The sequence below is a fragment of the Pontibacter akesuensis genome (assembly GCF_001611675.1).
GTDB classification, from domain to species: Bacteria; Bacteroidota; Bacteroidia; order Cytophagales; family Hymenobacteraceae; genus Pontibacter; species Pontibacter akesuensis.
The window spans coordinates 4,003,986-4,026,275 of sequence record NZ_CP014766.1 but is presented as its reverse complement, the minus strand read 5'-3'; the positions used below and the strand labels follow the sequence as shown (position 1 = coordinate 4,026,275).

The 22,290-nt window shown below is 53.7% G+C and carries 16 protein-coding genes, 1 tRNA gene and 1 pseudogene; 13 read left to right on the top strand and 5 right to left on the bottom strand.

Features of this window, described 5'->3' with window-relative positions; translation table 11 throughout:
• The first annotated feature begins 49 nt into the window (after positions 1–49).
• The 3 genes from A0W33_RS17000 (at position 50) to A0W33_RS16990 (ending at position 3,272) form a co-directional block, all read left to right on the top strand.
• Entirely contained in the window at positions 50–769 is a 720-nt protein-coding gene (locus A0W33_RS17000; protein ID WP_068839286.1) for an SDR family NAD(P)-dependent oxidoreductase, read from the top strand.
• 55 nt (positions 770–824) lie between these two features.
• Positions 825–2,126, top strand: a complete 1,302-nt coding sequence (locus A0W33_RS16995) for a cryptochrome/photolyase family protein (RefSeq protein WP_308428459.1) — start codon at positions 825–827, stop codon at positions 2,124–2,126.
• Positions 2,127–2,207: 81 nt separating this feature from the next.
• Positions 2,208–3,272: a PA0069 family radical SAM protein gene (locus A0W33_RS16990; RefSeq protein WP_068839284.1), complete on the top strand. Its 1,065-nt coding sequence runs from the start codon at positions 2,208–2,210 to the stop codon at positions 3,270–3,272.
• Between the two features lie 102 nt (positions 3,273–3,374).
• Here the strand turns inward: A0W33_RS16990 and A0W33_RS16985 are convergent, their stop codons facing one another.
• Positions 3,375–4,259, bottom strand: coding sequence for a manganese catalase family protein (locus tag A0W33_RS16985; RefSeq protein WP_068839283.1), 885 nt, complete (start codon positions 4,257–4,259; stop codon positions 3,375–3,377).
• A gap of 331 nt (positions 4,260–4,590) precedes the next feature.
• On the opposite strand from A0W33_RS16985, the gene A0W33_RS16980 reads away from it, so the two are divergent.
• From A0W33_RS16980 to A0W33_RS21225, 5 genes are all read left to right on the top strand, one after another.
• Complete coding sequence (locus A0W33_RS16980; protein WP_068839282.1) at positions 4,591–5,382, top strand: FRG domain-containing protein; 792 nt, start codon at positions 4,591–4,593, stop codon at positions 5,380–5,382.
• Positions 5,383–5,544: 162 nt separating this feature from the next.
• Complete coding sequence (locus tag A0W33_RS16975) at positions 5,545–6,555, top strand: hypothetical protein (protein WP_068839281.1); 1,011 nt, start codon at positions 5,545–5,547, stop codon at positions 6,553–6,555.
• 385 nt (positions 6,556–6,940) lie between these two features.
• The gene (locus tag A0W33_RS16970) at positions 6,941–7,831 is read left to right on the top strand and encodes a UbiA prenyltransferase family protein (protein ID WP_068839280.1); all 891 of its coding nucleotides are present in this window, start codon (positions 6,941–6,943) and stop codon (positions 7,829–7,831) included.
• 112 nt (positions 7,832–7,943) lie between these two features.
• A tRNA-Glu gene (locus tag A0W33_RS16965) sits at positions 7,944–8,018 on the top strand.
• Between the two features lie 436 nt (positions 8,019–8,454).
• Positions 8,455–8,691, top strand: coding sequence for a hypothetical protein (locus tag A0W33_RS21225; RefSeq protein WP_068839279.1), 237 nt, complete (start codon positions 8,455–8,457; stop codon positions 8,689–8,691).
• Between the two features lie 60 nt (positions 8,692–8,751).
• Here A0W33_RS21225 and A0W33_RS21340 read toward each other — a convergent pair.
• From A0W33_RS21340 to A0W33_RS16945, 3 genes and pseudogenes are all read right to left on the bottom strand, one after another.
• A pseudogene (locus tag A0W33_RS21340) lies at positions 8,752–9,642 on the bottom strand (recombinase family protein); the annotation flags it as partial.
• Positions 9,643–9,940: 298 nt separating this feature from the next.
• Positions 9,941–10,261: a hypothetical protein gene (locus A0W33_RS20985; protein WP_139237073.1), complete on the bottom strand. Its 321-nt coding sequence runs from the start codon at positions 10,259–10,261 to the stop codon at positions 9,941–9,943.
• Between the two features lie 336 nt (positions 10,262–10,597).
• On the bottom strand, positions 10,598–11,533 hold the full coding sequence (locus A0W33_RS16945) for a hypothetical protein (RefSeq protein ID WP_068839276.1): 936 nt from the start codon (positions 11,531–11,533) through the stop codon (positions 10,598–10,600).
• 170 nt (positions 11,534–11,703) lie between these two features.
• Between A0W33_RS16945 and A0W33_RS16940 the strand changes: the two genes are divergently transcribed.
• The 3 genes from A0W33_RS16940 (at position 11,704) to A0W33_RS16930 (ending at position 15,302) form a co-directional block, all read left to right on the top strand.
• A complete protein-coding gene (locus tag A0W33_RS16940) occupies positions 11,704–12,648 on the top strand; it encodes a hypothetical protein (RefSeq protein ID WP_068839275.1) in 945 nt (314 codons plus the stop codon).
• Positions 12,649–12,765: 117 nt separating this feature from the next.
• Positions 12,766–14,199: a DUF3987 domain-containing protein gene (locus tag A0W33_RS16935; protein WP_172798134.1), complete on the top strand. Its 1,434-nt coding sequence runs from the start codon at positions 12,766–12,768 to the stop codon at positions 14,197–14,199.
• Between the two features lie 92 nt (positions 14,200–14,291).
• The gene (locus A0W33_RS16930) at positions 14,292–15,302 is read left to right on the top strand and encodes a DUF6371 domain-containing protein (RefSeq protein WP_068839274.1); all 1,011 of its coding nucleotides are present in this window, start codon (positions 14,292–14,294) and stop codon (positions 15,300–15,302) included.
• A 188-nt stretch (positions 15,303–15,490) separates the two neighbouring features.
• Here the strand turns inward: A0W33_RS16930 and A0W33_RS16925 are convergent, their stop codons facing one another.
• Positions 15,491–19,396, bottom strand: coding sequence for a class I SAM-dependent DNA methyltransferase (locus A0W33_RS16925; protein WP_068839273.1), 3,906 nt, complete (start codon positions 19,394–19,396; stop codon positions 15,491–15,493).
• A gap of 1,107 nt (positions 19,397–20,503) precedes the next feature.
• Between A0W33_RS16925 and A0W33_RS20980 the strand changes: the two genes are divergently transcribed.
• Both A0W33_RS20980 and A0W33_RS16915 read left to right on the top strand, forming a co-directional pair.
• On the top strand, positions 20,504–20,716 hold the full coding sequence (locus A0W33_RS20980) for a hypothetical protein (RefSeq protein WP_157578076.1): 213 nt from the start codon (positions 20,504–20,506) through the stop codon (positions 20,714–20,716).
• Positions 20,717–20,855: 139 nt separating this feature from the next.
• Positions 20,856–21,953: a sensor histidine kinase gene (locus A0W33_RS16915; RefSeq protein ID WP_068839271.1), complete on the top strand. Its 1,098-nt coding sequence runs from the start codon at positions 20,856–20,858 to the stop codon at positions 21,951–21,953.
• Positions 21,954–22,290 lie beyond the last annotated feature (337 nt).

The window sequence follows — 22,290 nt, the reverse complement described above, 5'->3', positions numbered from 1 at the left end:
AAGGGGTTAAGTAGAGACAAGAACAATCACCCATCATTCCCTCTGTAACATGCCTTTCAAAGACAAAAACATACTTGTAATAGGTGGTAGCTCCGGTATAGGGCTGCAAACGGCAAAGTTGCTGCAGGAAAAAGGCGCCAACGTGATCACCGCCTCCCGCAAACCCTCTGAGGAGTCCGAAGCCTTAAACCTGGCGCACCTGCCACTGGACGTGCTGCAGTTTGACAAAGGATTTGCGGAAGCGCTGCCAGAGGTATTGCACGGACTGGTGTACAGTCCGGGAAATATTAAGCTGAAGCCATTTGAAAGAATAAGGATGGAGGATTTCAGACTCGACCTGGAGCTGAACGTGCTGGGAGCCGTGCAGGTGCTGCAGGCTGTAGCGCCGCACCTGAAAAAGGCCGGTGGGGCCAGCGTAGTTCTCTTCAGTACGGTGGCGGCGCAATTGGGAATGCCCTTCCACGCCTCCATTGCCACAGCCAAAGCAGCCGTGCAGGGGCTCACAATCTCACTTGCAGCCGAGTACAGTTCCTCCCGCATCCGCTTTAACGCTATTGCCCCTTCGCTCACCGACACGCCGCTGGCTCAGCCCTTGCTAAACACACCCGAGAAAACGGAGGCAGCTGCAAAGCGGCATCCGCTGGGCCGTGTAGGCACGACTCAGGACATGGCAAGCGCAGCTTTATACTTGCTGGGCGAGGATTCCAGTTGGATGACCGGCCAGATCCTGCACCTGGACGGCGGCATGAGCTCTATCAAACTATTGTAGCTCCCTTTCTCATTCATAATTCATAATTCTTAATTCATAATTCATAATTCCTAAGATGCTCCTCTTCTGGTTTCGCCGCGACCTGCGGCTGCATGATAATGCCGGTCTCTTTCATGCGCTTGCCTCCGGCAAACCTGTGCTGCCGCTCTTCATTTTTGATCGGGCCATACTTGCTAAACTGGAAGACAAAGCAGATGCGCGAGTCTCCTTTATTCATGACACGGTTACTAAAATGCAACGGGAGTTGGAGGATTCAGGCAGTACGCTACTGGTAAAGTATGGCGAGCCGCTGGAGGTGCTTTCTGAACTACTGAACAAGTATGAGGTGGAGGGAATATACACGAACCGTGATTACGAACCTTACGCCCAGGAGCGTGACAAAGCCATGGCTGAACTGGCGCAGCAACACCAGGTGGAATTCAGCACCTTTAAGGATCAGGTGATCTTTGAGAAAAGTGAGATCATGACCCAAAGCGGGACGCCATACAAAGTATATACGCCCTACAAAAACGCGTGGAAGAAAGCCTTTACATCAGAGATGGCAGCACCTTATACTTGCCGGGAGTACTTTAGGCAGCTTCTCCCCCACTTCAAAACAAATCTGCCCACCTTGCAGGAAATAGGCTTTACCCGCTCTAAGATTGAGGTGCCCCCCCACGACCTCTCCCCTGAAACTTTAAGCGCCTACCACAGCACGCGAAACCTACCCGCCCTGGATGCCACCTCCCGCCTGAGCCCGCACCTGCGTTTTGGCACAGTTAGCGTACGCGAGGCGGTAAAAGAGGCGCTGGCGCACAACGATGTGTGGCTACAGGAGCTGATCTGGCGCGAGTTTTTTATGCAGCTACTGTTTCATTTCCCTGCCTCTGCCGACAGTAGCTTCTCCCCAAAGTTTTCAAGTATAAACTGGCGCAACATCGAGGAAGAGTTTCAGCGGTGGTGTGAGGGTACTACTGGTTTTCCGTTGGTAGATGCCGGCATGCGCGAACTGAATGAAACAGGCTTTATGCACAACCGCGTACGCATGGTGGTGGCAAGCTTTCTGGTGAAGGATTTGCTGATAGACTGGCGCTGGGGCGAGGCATACTTTGCCGAAAAGCTGCTGGATTATGAGCAGGCGAGCAATGTCGGGAATTGGCAGTGGGCCGCCGGAACAGGGGCGGATGCCCAGCCATACTTCCGCGTATTCAACCCCGACAGCCAGATCAATAAGTTCGACAAAGAATATGCTTACATCAAACGTTGGATTCCCGAGTACGACACATCTTCCTATCCCAAACCTATGCTGGACCACAGCCTGGCCCGCGACAGAGCTCTGGAAACCTATAAAAAGGCTATCGCTGAAGCCGGGGCATGAATTTATACTTTCTGCTATCTCACCACTTAATGCTAATATATTTAGTTAAACTAATTATATTAGCGTCAAGTATAACCATGTATGATAAAGGCAGAAGATTTTTTGAAAGGACGCGGAGCGCAGTACAACCCCCAAAACCCTTACCTGAAACAGGAGTATGTGGCGGAGCATGTAGAAGGGCTGGATGAACCCATGCTTAGCAATTCCATAACAGAGTTCCTGCAGGAACATCCGAAAAAGGTGGTGAACAAGATCGATAGTCCGGACCTTGGGCTGGTTTATTCGCTCAACCCCTACCAGGGCTGCGAACATGGCTGCGTGTACTGCTATGCCCGCAACACCCACCAGTACTGGGGCTATGGCGCCGGGCTTGATTTTGAGCGCAAGATTATCATCAAGGAAAATGCAGCGCAAACCCTGGCTAAACAACTCGAAAGTCCGAACTGGCAGGTGATGCCCATCATGCTGGCGGGCAATACTGACTGCTACCAGCCCATCGAGGCAAAAAAAATGTTGACGCGGCAGGTGCTGGAGGTACTGTTGCAGTACCGGCATCCGGTGAGCATCATCACCAAAAACGCACTTATTCTCCGCGACCTCGACCTGCTGCAGGAACTGAACAAGTATAACCTGGTGCACGCCAATATTAGCATCACCACACTTAATGAGGCCCTACGGCAGAAACTGGAGCCGCGCACCGCATCTGCCGCCAAGCGGTTGGAGGTAGTGCGGAAATTAGCTGCGGCAGGCATACCGGTGAACGTCATGACGGCACCCATCATACCCGGCCTGAACGATTCGGAGATTCCGCAGCTCCTGAAAGCCGCCGCCGAAGCAGGTGCCTCCAACGCAGCCTATACTATTGTTCGCCTCAACGGCAGCATCGGGCCCATCTTTGAGGACTGGATCCGGCAGGCTTTTCCAGACCGGGCCGACAAGGTGCTGAGCCAAATAGCGGATTGCCATGGCGGACAACTAAACGACAGCCGCTTTGGTGTACGGATGAGCGGCGAGGGCAAATTTGCCGAAGCCATCGCCAAACTATTCCGGATGAGCAAGCAAAAGTACATGGCTGGCCGAAGTATGAAACCTTACGACTATACTCACTTCTGCCAGCGCAAAGGAAAGCAGCTGGACTTTTTTTAACTATCATGAAGCGTTGGTCAGTGGCCCCCTCCTCCATTGAAACATAAAAGCAGCGGTAGCATAATGCTACCGCTGCTTCTGTACTGATTTTAAGTTGCGGACTTAAAGAATATTCTTTGCTTTATCTAACAAACTACCGTCAGAGCCCGTCATTTGCTCTACCTGGGCATGGCCACGCGGATCCGGGGGAGCCAGCTGCGGCACATCACCCTTCGGCATGGCAGGCGTTACCGTAAAGGTACCCTTGCCGTCCATGGATGTTCCGTTACCCCAGCGGGCATTGCGCATTCTTTCAGCCGTACCGTCCATATCGTTCACCCTGGTAGAAACGAAGTTATAGTTGTTTTCCTGATTTTCCTCTGTCTGCGGGAAGGAGTTCGGAATCGGGTGCACACCGTTCAGGCCGCCAAGTTCCTCGAGGACAGCCAGCCACTGGTTCTGGTGCATGGTATCGCGGGCAATCAGGAAGGCTAGCATATCTTTCATGCCTGTGTCATCGGTGGCTTCCCAAAGGCGCGTGGCCAGCAAACGTCCGGTTGATTCGGCCATTACGTTGGCGTACATATCAGCGGCAAGGTTTCCGCTGCCCACTACCCAGGAACCGTTAAAAGGCACCCCGTTGCTGTCTACGGCCATAGCGGCCAAGCCTGACGAGAGCACGTGCCGTGGGTTCATGCCACCCATCACAGCACCGATTACCTGGTCTTTTGCCATTTCATCTTTCATCGACATAGGCGCCCCCTCCAAATTCAGGGCGACTGCTGTGGCGAGCATCTCTATGTGTGCAATTTCCTCGGTTCCGGTCTCCATCAGCATGTCGCGGTACTTTTGCGGCCCGCGGGAGCCCCAGGCCTGAAACAGGTATTGTAGGCAAACCCGGATTTCCCCTTCTATGCCCCCTATGGCTTGCTGGAGCATGTTGGCGAAAGCGGGATTAGGCTTGTCGACTCTTACTTTGTACTGTAGTTTGTTATCATGATAGAACATAGCTTGGAAATTAAGTTGTAATACATAGGAAGAGGTACGGCCGCAGGAAATCCATGTTATAACTTTTTGTTAGATAAAATCTATCATATCATACCCTTACTCTATAATTGTTTATCTAAATAATTACATAATAGCTTTTAGAAATTTAACGTTTTAACCTGTTCCGGCACTACAAAGCACCTTTTATAGGTTGCCTGGTTTGTTATAACTACAGATTTGAGGATGGATAAACACCTAAAAGCAGGTAGAGGAACAACAAAAATTTCCTGCTGCATGTAAGTCAGTTTAGTAATCACAAGCCTCTCATAGTCACGAACAGCAATAACAGCACATGAGAAAAGAGAACGACATCATCGCCGAGAGCTGGCTGCACTTACAGGAAGTGCTGTTTCAACACAGCTGGAACAGCGAGATCGGACGCTTCAGGTCATCGTATGTGTTCAGGGGGGCCTGTTGTAAAGAGTACTGGCTGGATACCAGCATTTCGCGGATTGGCAGCCGCTACGATGAATTTGAGCCGCACATACTCCGTAATTTCAAAAAATACGCTCACAGCAACGCCACCCCCGTTAACTCGGTGTGGAACTGGCTGGCCGTAGCGCAGCACCATGGCCTGCCCACCCGCCTCCTCGACTGGACATACTCTCCGTACGTAGCGCTGCACTTTGCCACAGCGGACCTGAACAGGTACCACGAAGACGGGGCTGTGTGGTGTATCAATTACGTGAAAGCAAAGGAGGAACTGCCGAAACCCATGAAGGACGCGTTGACCAAGGAAGGCTCCAATGTATTTACGCCGGAGGTGCTGGAGCCTGTTTGCTCCTCGCTTTCAGAACTACAAAGTTTGCAGGAGGATGAATTTGTGGTGTTTCTGGAGCCTCCCACGCTCGATGCCCGCATCATGCACCAGTACGCGCTCTTCTCTATGATGTCGCACGCCAAAGCGGACCTAACCCAGTGGCTGGGGCAGCACCCTGAGCTGTACTACCGCGTGATTATCCCAAAGGAACTTAAGTGGGAGGTGCGCGACAAACTGGACCAGGCGAATATTACGGAGCGCGTACTTTTCCCAGGTCTTACAGGGCTGAGCCAGTGGTTAAAGCGCCATTACACCCACACCTGAGATTTTCGCTAAGATTTTTTCGAGGTGTAAGGTACAGGTCTGAAATATGCTTATCTTGAGCTTGTTATTTTGCCGGGTTCTGGTAGCCTGTTTGCTGCGCCAGTTAACGGCATTGCTGGCGGATTCAACAACCAAACACTTTCACCTTAAGCTTAACTTTTTTTGAAAAAGCATACTACCTGGGCCACTGCTATACTTTGCAGCCTGGTCTTTTCAAGTGCCTGTAATCAGGAAGCCCCAAGCACTACTCCCACTGCCAAGGCAGAAGCGCCCGCTGTGGCGCAACCGGACTCCACGCCCGTAGCCGCTGCCCCCCCTGATACTGCAGGAGCTATTGTATCCCCTGATACCACCGCTGCCCCCGAATACCCAGGGCCTGCCCCTTTGGCTGGGGCCATCCTTCCGGGCAAGCGCATTGTGGCGTATTACGGAAACCCGCTCTCAAAACGCATGGGTATACTTGGCGAGCTGCCAGTAGACCAGATGCTGGCCCGGCTGGATGAGGAGGTAGCCAACTGGAACAAAGTAGACCCCAACCTCCCCGTGCAACCGGCACTGCATGCCATTGTTGTAACAGCCCAGGGCCACCCGAGCGCTGGAGGCAAGTATAGGCTGCGCATGACTGATAAAATGATTGATGATGTGCTGGCTATGGCCAAAAAGCGCGATGCGATCGTGTTCCTGGATGTGCAGGTAGGCCATAGCACCCTGCAGGAAGAGCTGCCGGCACTGGAGAAATACCTGCTGCTGCCCCACGTGCACTTAGGGATAGATGCTGAATTCTCGATGAAGAACGGCAGCGTTCCCGGGCGCAAGATCGGCACTTTCGATGCCAAGGACATTGACTATGCCACTGGCTACCTGGCCAGCCTGGTGAAGGAACACCAGTTGCCGCCCAAGCTACTTATCGTGCACCGCTTTACCCAAGGCATGATCACTAACAGCGAAAACATCACGCTAAGGCCGGAAGTGCAGGTGGTCATGCACATGGACGGCTGGGGACCTCCCGCATTGAAAAAAGACACGTACCGCAGGTATATCAAGAATGAGCCGGTACAGTTCACGGGCTTCAAGGTGTTTTACAAAAACGACCTGAAGAACAACTCGCGCCTGATGACGCCTGAGGAAATCGCCGCACTCACACCGTCGCCACTGTACATTCAGTACCAGTAGGAAGCGGCAGGCACAAGTATGACTCGCCCGCATAGAACCTTGCTCAGGTTCATGTGGGCGAGTTTTTTATTGGCTTAGTTATTTCCATCCCCCACTCCTCCTCTTTTTAAGATAAAAGGCTTCACAACGCTCGAAAGCCTCTTTCCTCTAGTGCTTACCTGATACTCCCTTCGCAAAAAGAGGCTAACCTTCAGAAGGCAAGGCTATTGAAAAAGTTGGTCGGATGCCTTAACTTGGGTGAAACAAAAAATATTCGGAAAAACCTTTACTTGATGGAGCGAAAAGGCGTGAATTTTGCGTTATCATTACAGGAAAGGCCTCCAGTACCAAAAGCATATCCGTTCGTGCTGGATGCACATTGCACACTAGCTAAAGAAGTACCCGAATGACGCAGTTTCTACGACATAATTTTTTGAAGTTCACCGTGCGGTTCATTCAAATCATCATTGTGTTCCCAATGGCCGTGCTGCTCAGCTTCTACATTCACCCTTACAATTCGATGGAGTATGAGCTGCACTTCCTGCTGTGCCTGATGCTGGCAGCTGCAATCTCTGTAGTTGTAACCAAGTATAGCCGCAAGCTTATTGTTGTCATGTTCTTCGGCATCCTGGGCATGTTCTGGTTTAACAGCACGTTTGAAGACCAGACGTTTGATGGCATTTACGATGATTACAATGCCATGATGGTGAACATGACGAGTAACCCGCATAAGGTTTCTTATTTCAAGCCTGTGCGCGGCACCTATTTTCAGAACCAACGCGTGAAAAGCGCCATGCAACCCACGCACCCTCAGGTCCGGGCTTTCGCCGTTGAGAACTCCACACGCTACTTTCATGACGAGTACTACCGCAAGTTCGGTAAACTTACCCGCTACTTTTCGCTTTTCAAGCACATTCGCCTTAATTGGAAATATGTAAACGACCCGCTCGGCATGGACTACTACTCTCCTCCTACTGAAAGTATGAGCCTGCTTGCCGGCGACTGTGACGACTACGCTATCTTAATGGCTTCATCAGTAATGGCCATCGGAGGCGAGGCCCGCGTGGTGATATCGCCGACCCACATGTACACCGAGGTGAAAATGGGATCTGTAGATGACCTGGAGCAAGTGAGTTATGCGGTGCGTACGCTCTTTCCAGATGAGGTGGCTGGGGGTAAAATCCATTTCCATGAAACAGGAGACGACCTTTGGATTAATTTCGATTATACTGCCTCCCATCCAGGCGGCCCATTTCTGGAGCCAGAACTTTACAGCGTAATAACCTTCGAGAAGTAAAAAATTATGCGGCTGTAAATCAGCCGTTTTAAGCTACAGCCATATTTTTTTTACCTGCGCTGTTGCACAAGTAAAATGCCCCCTCTATATTTGCACCACAATCAGACAGAACGGCCCGTTCGTCTAGGGGTTAGGACGCTAGATTTTCATTCTAGTAACAGGGGTTCGATTCCCCTACGGGCTACCAGGAGGGAAAAGTGATTTTCAGGATCGCTTTTCCCTCTTTCTTTTTGCCCCATTTCCTGTGAAATCTCCGCGGCAAGGCCGAAAAAGGAGTTGACGCGGGTGGTTCGATAAGCCTGCTTTTCGCGCTCATATTCCACCCCGTCCGGGAACACCAACGCCTGCAGCCTCTTCCTTTGCGACACTTCAGCCTTAGCCCATGTGGATGAGAGACTTAGCATCATTTTAAGCCCTTTTCCCAGCAGCGTTTTGTGGTTCGATAAGGGGCCGGAGAGTTTTTCCATGTTCACCTCTATTTCCCCCATCTCCCCTTTCAGCTCACCGCTGAATTTTGAGAATATTTCCCCGTTGATCTCGCCGTAGGCGTAGCGTCGCTCGAGCGTATCCTTTTTCTTTTCCAACTCCGATAGCTGCAGCTTCAGTCTTTTTTCCTGCTGCTCATGGTCCTGGCCCAGCTTCTTGAACACCTGCGACATCATCTCCTGCACCTGCGGCAAAAGCATGGGGTCTATCTGGTATTCTTTGAGCAGATCACCGTACAGCTCGTGCATCTTTCCGGCGTTTCTGTTGAGGCAGCAGCCCCTGGTGTTGCACTTGTAGTAGTGGATGCCCTTCTTCTTCATCTCGTAGCCCGTGAGCGGCTTTTGGCAGCTGCCGCACTTGACGTGATGTCTTAGTGGCAGCTGCTCGTCCTCCTTCACCTGGGTGTAGCCGTGGGCGTTCTGCGCCTGCAGGCCGTTCACCCTTAGGAAAACGTCGCGCGATATAAGCGGCTCGTGCCTTCCCACGATCACCTCGCCCTCGTCCAGCAAGCCATGCGTGATCAGGCCGCAGTAGAACGGGTTCTTGAAGATCTTGGTGAGCGTCTGGTTGTAGAGCGAGAGGCCCTGCGCCTTCAGCCGCTTGATGATGTCGGTGTTACTTAGCCCCTGCTCGGCCTTGAGCTGGAAGGCCAGGCGGATGAGCTTCCCGTCTTTGTTCGGCTTTATCACCTGCTCTCCGTTCACCCGCAGCTGGTCGTAGCCCATGGGTGCCTTGCCCATCAGGTAGCCCTTGCGCACCTTGGCCTCCATGCCCGTCACGCACTTCTCGCGCCGCTGGTCGTTGTCGAACTGGGAGAAGAGGAACTGGATGCCCTGCTGCAGCTTGCCCGAGGCGGTCATCGTGTCCACCGGCTGGGTGACGGCCACCACCGAGATGCCCAGCTGCGCGAGCTGGTCGGCGATGTAGATGGCGTTGGAGCCCGAGCGCGAGAAGCGGTCGTGGGAGTAGACGATGATGTGGCCGACCTTGTGGCGGCTCTTCTTCACGAAGTCAAGCATCAGCTGGAAGTGCTTGCGCTCATCGTTCTTGGCGCTCTCGTAGGTGCCGCCGAACTCGTTCACGACTTCATAGCCGTGGCGCTGGGCATAACCGCGGCAGCGCTCCAGCTGCGTCTCCAGGCTCTGGTTCGTCTCGGCCTGCTCCTTGGTGGAGACGCGGGTGTAGATCACGGCCACCTTTCCCCTTACGGCCGCTTTGCTTTTCTTCTTGCCTGCCAGCTGCGGCCGGGCGAATACGCTTAGGTCCGTGTTGCCTTTTGTTGCCGCCTGCGTGTTGCCGCTTGTTGCCTTTTGCTTATTTGCCATCGTCCTGCCTGTTGCTTTGCTGTTGCCCATTGTTGCTGTTTTGTTGCCGTTTTTCGTCTTCTTGTTGCTCCCGGTTGCTCTGCGTTGCTCATGGTTGCCCTCGGTTGCTGTGCGTTGCTCCTGCTTGACCTGTATTGCTCCTGCTTGTTTTGTCTTGCTTTTGCTTGTTTTGTCTTGCTTTTGCTTGTCCTGCGTTGCTTGTTGTTGCTCTTGGTTGCTCCCGGTTGCTGTTGGTTGCCCACGGTTGCTTTTCCTGACTATTGATGCCTGCTTGCCGCCCCGCTGCCTTTTCCCGCTTTCACCGTTCATGGATTGCCTCCTTCCTTTCCTCCAGGAGCATCTCGTAGAGGAGCGTGGAGAGCCGGAGCATCTGCTCGACCATCTCACCTGCCCCGCCTTCGCCCAGGTGCCCGTAGCCGGGTGTTTCCAGGAGCCTTGCGGTGTGGTAGGCCCGAAGCGCCTCGTCCTGCCTTACCTGCGCGTACAGGCCCTCCTCCTGCGGATCGGCTTCCCCAGGCTTTTGAGGGTTAGCGGCCGGTTTGTTTTTCTTTTTCTGCCCCTTCGGGCGCTGCTTTTTCTCTGAATGCTCTTTTAGTTTGGTTATAGTTGAAGTGTTCACGGATTCTTCCGTTAGCGCGGCCGTCCGGTTTTTCCGGTACGGCCGCCCTGCTCTCTATCGGCCTAAGGTCTTCAGTGCCGTTTACTTGGCACGCAGTCTTGCTTTTGCTTGTTTTGTCTTGCTTATGCTTGACCAGCGTTGCTTCCGGTTGCTCTTGGTTGCTCTGCGTTGCTGTTGGTTGCTTCCGGTTGCTGTGCTTATGCTTCTGCTTGCTCTGTATTGGTCCTGCTTGTTTTGTATTGCTTTTGCTTGGCTTGTCTTGCTTTTGCTTGCCGGTGCTTGCTTCTGCTTGTTCTTGGGCTGCTTTTGTGGTCCAGCGCTTCATTCACGCGCTTTCTACACCCGCTTTCGCTTCTTGCGCTCGATGAACAGGGTCTTGCCGTCCTGCGTCTTGATGCGCACGTCCAGGTACTTGCCCTGCGTGATCCGCTGAATGGCCTGCTCGTCCTTCTCCTTGTCGAACACGTGGTCGGTGGTGGTGGTAATGTCTATCTGGCGCCGCTCGCCCTTCTCCACGAAGCTCACCGTCACCTCCCGGGCCCGCCTGTCGCGGATGGCCCACACCACCTGCCACTCCTCGTCCGACACATCGTTGAGCGACCCCGGGCTCTGCGCCCGCAGGCTGTTGCTGCGAAACAGACTCAGCTCCTCGGAGATGGACAGGTACACATGGGTCTGGTTCATCCGGGGCTCGCCCGCGCTCTCCAGCCACACGCGGAAGTAGCCGCTCGGCATGAGCATCACGCCCGCCTCGTCCGGGGTCAGCAGCAGGCGTATGAGCAGGGAGTCCAGCACCGTCTGCCCGATGCCCTCCAGCACGGAGAAGAAGTCACCCTCCTCCAGCCTATCCTCCACCGCCTCGCGCTCCTCATTACCGAGGCCTAGGCCGCCGAGCTGGCGCATCATCGCCGCCCTCGCCCCCTGCTGCTCCGAAAGCGCCTGCCTCAGGTGCTGCGGGTCCACCTTTGTAAACAGGAAGCCCTTCAGCTCCCTGATGTGATCCAGGGGCGTTCCCACCTGGCGCAGCTTATCAATGAGCTTCACCCAGACGAACTCGGGCAGGCTCATCATATTCTTTTTCCCCTCGGGCACTTCCAGCGGCAGCAGGCCCTCGTGCAGCCAGTCGTGGAAGCGCTTGGGCGTCACCAGCGTGTCGCGCACGGTGAAAAGGCGGCTGTGGTAGTGAGCCATGAAAGCCAGGAAATCCCCCTGTGAGCCCCAGAGCAGGTCCCGGTGCGAGATGAACTTAAGAAGGGTGTCTACAACGCTCATTGCTTATCTAGTTTGTTACCCAAAGGTAATATAATAGACATCCGTAAAACAAGGCAGCCCTAGAATTTTTTTTCGAAGCGCCAGAGACGGGCCAGGGCATCGTTTCCTTAGCCGCAACGGAAGCCGTATATTTGGCAACAAACAGCAACAAGTAGCAACAAGTAGCAACAATGAGCAACACAGCACCGACATACAGTGACAGCCGCTTCTGGGCACTTCAGAAGCGGTACGAAAGCTTCGCGCTGCAGCAAGTGAGAACAAGCCTGGAAGAGGTCGGGCACAAAGGCCTGGCCTTTTACCTGCAGCTCCTGTCCATTGGCGCGCTCAGGAAGTCTTTTGAGAAAACGCCTCGGCTGCAAGAGATCATCACCGTATTCGAGGGCGCTTTCTCTATTAACAGAAGATCTGCGCCCTCGGCGGGCATCGCCAAGGCAAGGGAGGTAAGCCTGTCAGGGATGCTCAAGCTTGCCGCCCTCCACGCAGACGGCACTATCGCAAACCTGGAGCGCGTGAGCGAGGAAGCCTTCCGCTACTGGCTTCGCTGGGTGCAGCGCCTGGAAAGCCAAACAGCAGCAGGCACTGCCGAAGGTGACAGCGCCGTTGCCAAATTCCTTATAGTGTACCACACCCTGACAAGCCAGGTGAGGAGGCTGGAGCCCGCCTTCACACAAGAGCAGATACAGCTCGAGGCAGCGAAGATAGACAACGTTGAGCCGGGGCTGCGGGACTTCAATGCGGTGGAGGCCATCGGCATCAGGCTATTCCCAGAGCTTTTCCAGTCGGCTTTGAACGAAACTGCGCAACGGGAGAAGGAGGACACGCGCGAAACGGAGAGCTTGCACGTACCGCTCGACGTGACGGCACTGGGGTTAAACAAATTTGAGTGGCTCGGAACACAGAAGGAGCTGGCGGAAATGCACATCGAGCTGAAGCGAAAGGGATGGATCAAGGAAATCGAGCACAGGACAATCAGCGCCGCCTATACCAAAGGTGACACGATTCGCCAGCTGGTCAAGCCCAGTCGCGGCTTTGTGTACCCGGACGTGTACACCACCGCCTACAGGCCCAAGTTCGACGGCATCAAACAAAGGCCCGGCTCAAGTAAAAGGAAATAAGGCGGTTACACTCCCCTATTCATTACCAAAGTCATTACCAATGCCGTTACCGGCACGCTTTTCCGACTAAAACCCGCTTGTTTTGCATCGATCGTTCACCCAAATACACCGATGCAAATGGAGCAACCACAACAAGACACACAGGCGCAGCCGGACACGCTGACGCCCGATTTCACGCAGGCGGACCTTATCCTAGAGGAGCTGCGAAAGGAGCCCGCACCCGCGGCATCAAAAGCTAAGAGCCCGGCGGCAAACCCGTTCCCGGTGCAGGCCTTCCCGCAGGCCGTGCAGCGGATCATCCGCGCCACCAACGAGAGCCTGCGCTTCCCGCTGGACTTCATCGCCACCTCCATGCTCACTGCGGCGGCCACGGCCATCGGCAACACGCACACGGCCTATGTGATGCCGGGATGGCAGGAGGGCGCCGTGCTGTACGCTGCGCTCGTGGCCCCGCCCGGCTCGAACAAGAGCCATCCGCTCACCTTTGCCTTCGCACCCCTGGCAAAGCGCGACGACGAGTCCTACCACCGCTACGCCCAGGAGCGGAAGGAGTACGACATGCTGCAGGGCATGAGCCGCAAGCAGCGTGATCCTGCGGCGGAGGAAATCGAGAAGCCGGTGCTAAGCAAGAACCTGGTGTCGGACTTCACCCAGGAGGCCTTGACCGAGGCGCACAGCCACAACCCCAGGGGCGTGTGCGTGGTGGCCGACGAGCTGGCCGGCTTCATCAAGAACCTCAACCGCTACACAAGTGGCGGCGACGTGGAGTTCTGGCTCAGCGCCTGGAGCGGCAAGACCGTGAGCGTGGACCGCCTCTCGCGCATCTCGCTGCGCATCAAGCGGCCCTTCATCCCCATAGTCGGAACGATCCAGAATGGGGTACTGCTGCAGCTGGCCAGGGACGGCAAGTCCGACAACGGCTTTATAGACAGGTTCCTCTTCGCCATGCCCCAGCAGGTACGCAAGGAAAGGTGGAGCGATCTCACCCTCGACGCGGCCCACGCCTACAACTGGGAAAAGTGCATCTCGTTTCTGACGGACCTGAGGCTGGAGAAGGACGAGTGGGATACGCCCGTGCCGCGCCAGCTGCGCTTCTCCCCCGCCGCCTGGGCAAGGCTGCAGGAGTGGCAGGCGGTGAACACGGATCTCTGCAACGCAGCCGAGAGCGAGGCACTGCAGGGCGTCTACACGAAGCTGGAGTCCTACGCCATCCGCTTCGCGCTGGTGTTGCAGCTGATGGCCTGGGCCTGCAACGAGGACGGGAAGGAGGCGATAGAGCTGAAGGCCGTGGAGGGGGCCATACTGCTGGCCGAGTACTTCCGCGCCACGGCAAGGGTGGTGCAGCGCATCGTGCGCAACGAGGACCCGCTCGACCGCTACAGCCAGGGGCAGCGAAACCTTTACGCGCAGCTGCCGCAGCACTTCACCACGGCCGAGGGACTGCTTGCGGCCGAGCGGCACGGAATGCCTGAACGGACGTTCAAGAAGTTCCTGTCGGAGAAGACGCTCTTCACCAAGGTAAGCCACGGGCAGTATGAAAAGCAGCTTTAACAACATTGCATTTCTTGCACTTTGTGCACTTTGCAGGAGTAAAGTGCACAAAGTGCAAGAAATGCAACGGGCAAAGCAGAGGAAAACAAGCAATGAGCCGGTACAGATACATCCTTGAGCCCTACGGCAGCGGCCGGAACACACGCCACGCTTGCCCCGGCTGCGGAAAGAAAAGGGAGTTCACGCGCTACATAGACACCGACACGGGCAATTACGTGCACGAGACGGTGGGGAGCTGCAACAGGCAGAGCAAGTGCGGCTATAGCTACTCGCCGAGGCAGTTCTATGAGGATAACCCGTGGCTTGCCGAGAGCGGCAACACCGGGGCAACAGACCGGTTGCCAAAAAGCAACATGGCTGTCAGAGGTCGGCAACACCAGAAACCATCTAGTGGCAACAACGGGCAACACTTTGTTGCTTCGCTGTCTGCGCAAAGCAACAAAGCGCAACAGCCCTCCTGCGTGCCGTTGGAGGTGCTGCAGGAAAGCCGCAGGCACTACGGGCAGAATAACTTTGTGCAGTATCTCATAAGCAAGCTAGGAGTAGAAACAGCCGAAAAACTTGTCTCGCTATACCATATCGGCACCTCCAAAAGGTGGCCCGGGGCCACGGTTTTTTGGCAGATCGACCAACAGGGAAAAATCAGGACGGGAAAGATCATGCTCTACAACAAGATTACGGGCAAAAGGGTCAAGAAGCCGTATGACCACATCGATTGGGCGCACCGGCATCTTAAGCAGGAGGATTACTGCCTCAGGCAGTGCCTGTTCGGAGAGCACCTGCTGCGGCAGTTCCCCAAAAAGCCGGTGGCCGTGGTGGAGAGCGAGAAGACGGCCATTATCTGCTCATTGATGCTGCCAAGGTACATATGGCTGGCGTTGGGCGGCCTCTTTATGTTGACGGCGGAGCGGTGCAGTGTGCTCCAGGGCAGGGACGTCACGCTCTTCCCGGATTTAGGAGGTTACGAGAAGTGGCGCCAGAAAGCGCAGGAGCTACAAAATATCGTTTCCTTAACGGTTTCTGACCTTTTGGAGCGGATTGCCAACGAGCGGCAAAGGCAGGAGGGTTTGGATATAGCCGACTTCCTGCTGGCCACCGTTTAAATAACGGTGTTCTTGTATATTTTTTTGTGGTGTATTGCTTAAAACTGTAAAGAACAGGGCCTCCTCAAAACCCTTCGGCCATGCATATTTGCCGGCGCTCTTAGCCCTTTCTATGTAATGGTGCAGCTTGCCCTGACATATTGCCCCTGCTACTTGGGTATTTTATAGATTTTTCACAGCCATGTTACCTAAACTTTGGCCACAAAGGCCGGAGCAAACTCATATTGGTCACGGCTGAGGGCAAAGCCGGGGTCTACCAATAGCACCTCCTCATAGGTGAGGTGGTAGAGGCGGTACACCAGCACATCTATTTTAGCCTCCAGTTTTGATGTGTCGGCAGCGGCATCGGCTTGTTTTATACTTAGTATCTGCTCCACCAGCTGCGTTATACTTACTTTCGATTCTTCGTCATCAGAAACTATAGGAATTTGGAAAGTATAAGGTGTTTGCATGGCTAAAGCTCCACCCTGAAGTTTTGAAGCAATCTGGTTTATGAAGTACCAAACTACTTTAGAGTTAAGCAGACCAAGCAAGTATAAATCAGCATCCGGAACTATAAAAGTCTTGTTGTTGGAATAAGCGCCTGATACATCCCAAGCAAAAGCATTGAAAGTGGCAATTTCCTGAAAAAGAATCTTTGGCTTCTCAAACTCGTCATAGTATGCACAGGCTCTCAATTCCCACCAGTAATTACCTTTATCAGCACGCTTTCTTGCCTTATCAGCAAAGGGGGCCAAAAATCGAGCTACAGCAGTATAGTTCTGCTGTATCCACTCCCAAGCCTTTTGTTCATTCGCGTTACCAATCTTACTTTTCGTGAATCCAGCAGGAAAAAGTATAAGATGTTTATCCGACTTAGGTGGCTGATACCGTTTCACATCACGGCCAGCCAGAAATGGTTTTATGATTTCTGCACTTCGCGAGTCTTCAGCAATGAGGCGATCTTTGGTGGCTTCATCAATTACAAAAGCCTCATTAAGGCCAGTCAGAACGCCACGGTAAATTTTACCCTCCACATACTCGCCAAGCGGCGTGCCGGTGTTTTTCAGCTTCTCCAGCAGTTGCTGTGCGGTGCTATCGGAGAGTGTCCAACCGGAGTCGGGCAGCAAGTCGGCCTGCACTTCATACTTGTGTTGCTGCACGTATGCCTCCATCCCCTGCTCATACTTTAGGGTGTTTATAGTGGCGGCCTCAAAAGTATAGCCAGCCTCAGGTTTATACTTTGCCACGGCAAGTATGAGCGGGTATGTGGTGGCTTCCTCAAACACAGGCAGATCGCCGAAGTCCAGCAGCTGCACCAACGTATGGTTTTGGAGCCAGGTTCGCAGCGACTGTCCGTAACCGGCGCGCATCCATTTGTTAGGCAAAATGTAGCTGAACTGCCCGCCCTCGCGCAGCAGCTCTATGCCACGCTCCACAAAGTAAACATACAGGTCGGCGGTGCCAGCAAAGGTGCTATAGGCCTTCTTCAAGTATACTTTAAAGCTGCCTAGCTCCTCCTGCCGTATGTACGGCGGGTTTCCGATCACCACATCAAAACCAGTAAAGCTACCCTGCTCGTCCAGCACCTCCGGGAATTCAAACCGCCACTCAAAGGCGTTCTGAAACATGGCGTTGGCCTCTATGTCCTCCACCTCTTTTTCCTTCTGCTCCAGTAGCTTCACCAACCGCTTTTTCTCCCAAACCCTGTCCTCCTCTTTCTTAAACTTGTTGCCAAACAGGTCGATGTTGTTGTCCAGCATGGCCAGCTCCCCCCTGATCTTGGACAGAGCCTTGCGAAGCGGGTCGCGGTTAGACAAAGAGGTTCTGAAGCCCTGCTTAATCTCGTCCAGGAAAGCCACCAGCCGCTTCTTGTCATCTTTGGAGTTGGTGTGCTTGTACTTCAGCACCGCCTCGCGGTAGGCTTGCAGGCTGTGGCCCTTCTTGCCGAATGCCTCCTGCAGGTCGGCCGAGAGCGGGTAGCGGCTCAGCAGCGAATTGCCCTGCTTTATGTTAATGTCGATGTTGGGAAGCGTCTGCAGCTGGGTGTAGTTGCCTGTTTCCTGCTGCTGGTAGTAGGCGTTCTTGAGCAGCTCTATCCAGAGGCGCAGGCGGCATATCTTCACCGAGTTCGGGTTGATGTCCACGCCGAACAGGCAGTTCTCGATGATGGTCTGCTTCTCATGGAAAAGCGCCTCCTGCAGCTCCTGCACCTGAGGGTTTACTGTGCGGTGCCCGTCTGCATGGTCAGTCACGGTGTAGCTGAAAGGATCGCCGTGCAGGTCGGTTATGATCAGCTCGTCGTTAGCCACCTCTATGCCTCCATAGTGCAGCGGCTTTCCCTGCCGGCTCAGCAGCAGTCTCAGCTCATGCTTTATCACAATCAGCTCGTTCAGGGCGCTCACCAGGTAGTGCCCCGAGCCCACGGCCGGGTCGCAGACCCGGATGCCGTTGATGAGCTGGTTGTACTCCCTTATGTTTTCTAAGCTGTAGTTCTGGTGTATGTGGAGCTGCAGGGATTCGAACGTGAGTCCGTTTTTATCCGAACCAGATCCCCAGCCATACTTCTCGGCAAAGCGCCGCGCCACGGCCCGCCTAATAGCCTCGCGGCTCATGTACATGGTGATGAAGCCGGGCGTGTAGAAGGAGCCGTCGCGGTAGCCGTTTATCTTCTCGAAGATCAGCCCCAGCACCGAGGCCGTGATCAGCGTCTTGTTCTCCTCCTGTATCTCCTCCTTGCCCTCGGCCCCAAAGTCGTAGCTGGCCAGAAAGCGCAGCAGGTACTCCAGCGTGCGCATGTCGGGCTGGCTTTTGATCAGCGGCTTGCCCGACACGTCACGCAGCACGGTCTTGGCGTAAAGCGGCAGGCGGCTGTTGTCCTTCAGGTTGGAGATACGCAGCGTGCGTTTCTCCAGGGCCGTGGTCTCGAACAGCGAAGAGTTGAGGTACGGGATGTGGCTATACTTGTGGCGCACGTTGGCGCTGCGGTTCTCGGGCCGCTCCGCCAGCACGTCGAAGAACAGCTCGTTCAAATCGTCAAACTCCTTCAGGTTATCGTGGCGCATGAACACGTAGGCCTTGTCGCCGTGGTGGTAGCTGGCCAGCTGCGCCTCCAGCAGTTTCAGGAACAGGATGCGGTTCATCCAAGTGATGCACAGCTCCAGGGCCACGCTGAACAGCTGCTCCTCGCGGGTGCTGCCGTAGCTGTAGGGGTTATCCAGGCCGCTGATCAAATCCTCGGATTTTAGCTTCTGGTAGGCAGCCTCCAGCAGTGAGCCGCCGTCGGGCTTTGCCTTGCGCTGGATCAGCTTACGGCCACCCTCCTTCACCTCCTCCAGGCCGATGATGTGCAGCAGCTCCAGGTAAAAGCCGGGGTCCAGTGAGTTGGCATCGTTGGTGAAGGATTCCTTGAGCAGGTGCGCCGGCGAGAGCAGCTTGTACAGCGCCACCAGCTTCACGTCGTCCTTCAGGTCCTTGTTGCGCAGCGGCTTCTCGTAATCCTTCAGGTTGAAATGTGTGAAGGTGATGCTCTCCTGCAGCTTGGCTATGTAAGGCGCGGCTATCTCCTTGTAGAAGAAGTCGGTGCTATTGCCGGACTTCTTGCCCTGGCTCCAGTCGGTGAAATCCCGCCTCAGCTGGCCGTTGCGGTAAAACAGGCGGTCGAACTCCAGGGCATCGAACACAAACCACTCGTGCACGCTGGTGATGGCGAGCTGCTTGAGGTCGTTGTTCTTGTGCTCCACCCGCTCGCGCAGGTAATACAGCACCAGCTCGTGCATGGCCTTACAGTTCAGGCTCTCGCGGGTAGGCATGTCGGCCTTGTTAGTAGGCCGCTTCACCTCCAGCAGCACGCCGGCAGGGCTCTTGGTATTGGCGCCGGTGTGTATCACCAGGTCCGTCTTGCCTTTGGTGTTCACGCCGTGCTTTCCGTAGAACGTGCCTTTCAGGAAGTCGCGCAGGTGGTTCTTTACGTGCTCCTCGCTCTCGGTCAAGTCGATGCTGTCGAGCAGGGTGCTGAGCGCCTCCTTGAACTGCTCCATCTCAGTGCGTGATGTCTTGTTACGGAGGTATGCCTTGTTTAGTGCCTGCTTCGGCCGTAGTACTGTGTGCTGCATTGCGGAGTGTCTGCTTTCTAAGGCAATATAGAAAAATTAGGATGAATCATGGTAACTTATCTTCTGCTAGCTAGCACTCCGGTTTACAATATGTCTGACCTTACCGTGGCCTGTTATGCTGCCCTCCGGCTTTTCCAGGTGCTCCGAGCGCCAGCGGTACGTAAGCTCGGCATGTATACCCAGTTTAAAGAATTGATCCCTGCTCTTGCTGAGATCCACGGCCATCTGCTTGAGCTTCCTTTTAGAATTTTCTTCTCTCTTGTGACCTAGCGTTAAAGTATTAGATCGACCTGGTCTATATATTCCAGCGGCAGGGCGTGGATTTCGTGAGTTTGCACCACGGTATTGGCAGGGCCACCTGCTACCGCTACCTCGCTCAGGCGGAGTAGTAGCAACAGGCGGCAACGCGGGAAAGCAACAAAATGGCAACAGGACCGGCAACGCGCATAAAATGCGGGTGCTTCCCCTCTTTCACACGCTATACTGCGCCAAAAGGGTTTTCAGGGCAGTATTTAAGTGTCTTGGAATAGATGTGTACTCGCAAAAATCCGGTGTTGCCAATGCTTTGTTGCCACTAGCAACACGGTTGGCAACAAGGAAGCAACACCGCTTCCCAGTCCTGCCGGGGGCCAGCGGATTGCACTCCTCCAGCGAAAGCGTATGATTCTCCGCGGAGGCGACAAATATTCCGGAAAACGTGGAATCATTACCGCCGATTGCGTGTATGGCTGCTGTGGTTTTCAACTTTTAGCCAAGATAGGACCACAGTTGTTAAGGTGAATTACATGACGAAGGGGCGGCCGCTGGCTGCCCTTTTCTTTTTGCCCGCATGAGTGAGCGGGTCCGGAAAATTGCACTGTTTTTCCGCTGTTTGCGCAACCACGGCGAAAGCGCGAGCGTACAAAGACACGGCTAAAAGTTGAAAAGTATTTAAGTACTTATCATAAAAGAAGGGCTCTCCAGGCGGGGAGCCCTTCTTTTATATAGGCCTTTTTCCAGGCAACAGGTAGCAACATTCTGTTGCTTTCGGGTGGAAAGCGTTTGAAACAGCTTCGGAAAGGGGCAGCACCAGGTGTGCGACAGCCGTTTTCGGTTTCGGGCAGCTGTTTGCATCCACAAAACTGGGACAGGAGCAACCAAGGGCAACCGAGAGCAACGCAGAGCAACCGTGGGCAACGGACAGCAACCACGGGCAACCTGGAGCAACCGATCGCACTGCCAGGTAGTTTCAGAAGTGTATTTGATGCCTCCTTCAAGCGGATGGCCATTGACCTCTCCTATGTGAGGGGATCAGTGAAAGAGGTAGTCGATGAGTTATAGGAAATGATCCTGACCGCCTAAGCAAGTGGCGGCAGAAAGACAGCTCACCAGTAAGGTCTACCGATGGGCTTCTAACCTAATTGTGTAAGGCAAGTATATTAGCACACCTGATTAACGCACTATATAATATTCAACCGGCATGGCAAAGGCAGATAAACCTCTTGAGTCCTATTTTCCCAATGTAGTTTCCAAAGTCAAAGGCTTCGCTATCTACATGTTGGACAAGGATGGGGTAATTCTTACATGGAACCCTGGGTGTGAACTTATGAAAGGCTACAAAGCAGAAGAAGTAATCGGCCAAAATTACAGCATGCTTTTCCCCAGTTTCCTGAGAGATAAACATTTGCCTGAAAAGGAGATAGCAATAGCAAAAGAAAAAGGCCGGTATGAGACGGAGAACTGGAGAAGGCCCAAAAGCGGGGAGCTTTTCTGGGCGTTTGTGGTGCTGACTAAGATTACAGATGACAGCGGAAAGTTTGTAGGTTATGTGAAGATAACCCAGGACCAGTCTGAGAAAAAGAAGCTGCATGACCAGTTGCAGAGTAAGATAGAAGATTTCAAGAGGATGAATGCCGATCTCAACAACTTCGCTTATACTGCCTCGCACGACCTGAAGGCCCCCATCAACAACATAGAGGGACTCTCCCTGCTGCTGAAGAGTGAACTTGAAAACAAGGTAAGTGATGACGGGATCTCAAAGATCGTGGAGCTGATGCACCAATCCGCCCTGAAGTTCAAGGTCGTAATTACCGACATGGCCAGGGCCGCTCAAGAGGAGAGTGAGCATTACACCTACCAGTCCTTCAAGGATGTGGTAGATGATATTAAGCTCTTACTGAGCAATGATATTAAAACCGCCCAGGCTGTCTTCCATGAAGACTATGCCGAGGCCCCCTTTGTCAGGTATCCGACAAAGCATATCCGCAGTATTCTGCAGAACCTAATTACAAACGCCATCAAGTATAAGTCCCCAAAAAGAAAGCCTGAAATCAGCATCAAAACGTCTCTGACCGAAGGGTACACACTGCTGGAGGTGGCTGACAATGGCATGGGCATAGAAGAGGAAGATAAGAAACGGATTTTCTCAATGTACCAGAGAGTGGACAATGATACTGTAGTGGAAGGGACAGGAGTAGGCTTGGGGCTGGTTGCTAAACTAGTAGAGGGCAACCACGGGAAAATTGAAGTTGAAAGTAAGGTAGGGGAAGGAAGTAAATTCAAGATATTTCTCAGGTAAAAAGCCTGTTAGTCTTTTATGTAGGCTGTAAGCAGCCAGGCAAATTCCCTGACTACTTTACCTATATATAATGTACCATATTAGTTTTTAGAGGCTGTAATTGAAATTTCTCTTATGCTAAGCCCTCACCCAATTCGTCTCATTTAACCCTCATTTTTCCGGGACAAGAGCAAGCAATAACAAGCATAGGCAAGCAAAAACAAGCAGGAGCAAGCGGAAGCAATACCGGGGATGACCTTCAAAACCTGTAGTGGGAAAATGGCCGCTCTTGGGACAGCGCCTGTCAACAAGGCAGCATTAGTTGTTAAGTTAACATACACCTATTCCCCGCATATTA

Bases quoted from the DNA above. Each gene is read 5' to 3' on its own strand.
- A0W33_RS17000 (WP_068839286.1), top strand. From the start codon at position 50: ATGCCTTTCAAAGACAAAAACATACTTGTAATAGGTGGTAGCTCCGGT.
- A0W33_RS16995 (WP_308428459.1), top strand. From the start codon at position 825: ATGCTCCTCTTCTGGTTTCGCCGCGACCTGCGGCTGCATGATAATGCC.
- A0W33_RS16990 (WP_068839284.1), top strand. From the start codon at position 2,208: ATGATAAAGGCAGAAGATTTTTTGAAAGGACGCGGAGCGCAGTACAAC.
- A0W33_RS16985 (WP_068839283.1), bottom strand. From the start codon at position 4,259: ATGTTCTATCATGATAACAAACTACAGTACAAAGTAAGAGTCGACAAG.
- A0W33_RS16980 (WP_068839282.1), top strand. From the start codon at position 4,591: ATGAGAAAAGAGAACGACATCATCGCCGAGAGCTGGCTGCACTTACAG.
- A0W33_RS16970 (WP_068839280.1), top strand. From the start codon at position 6,941: ATGACGCAGTTTCTACGACATAATTTTTTGAAGTTCACCGTGCGGTTC.
- A0W33_RS21225 (WP_068839279.1), top strand. From the start codon at position 8,455: ATGGTCCTGGCCCAGCTTCTTGAACACCTGCGACATCATCTCCTGCAC.
- A0W33_RS16945 (WP_068839276.1), bottom strand. From the start codon at position 11,533: ATGAGCGTTGTAGACACCCTTCTTAAGTTCATCTCGCACCGGGACCTG.
- A0W33_RS16940 (WP_068839275.1), top strand. From the start codon at position 11,704: ATGAGCAACACAGCACCGACATACAGTGACAGCCGCTTCTGGGCACTT.
- A0W33_RS16935 (WP_172798134.1), top strand. From the start codon at position 12,766: ATGGAGCAACCACAACAAGACACACAGGCGCAGCCGGACACGCTGACG.
- A0W33_RS16930 (WP_068839274.1), top strand. From the start codon at position 14,292: ATGAGCCGGTACAGATACATCCTTGAGCCCTACGGCAGCGGCCGGAAC.
- A0W33_RS16925 (WP_068839273.1), bottom strand. From the start codon at position 19,396: ATGCAGCACACAGTACTACGGCCGAAGCAGGCACTAAACAAGGCATAC.
- A0W33_RS16915 (WP_068839271.1), top strand. From the start codon at position 20,856: ATGGCAAAGGCAGATAAACCTCTTGAGTCCTATTTTCCCAATGTAGTT.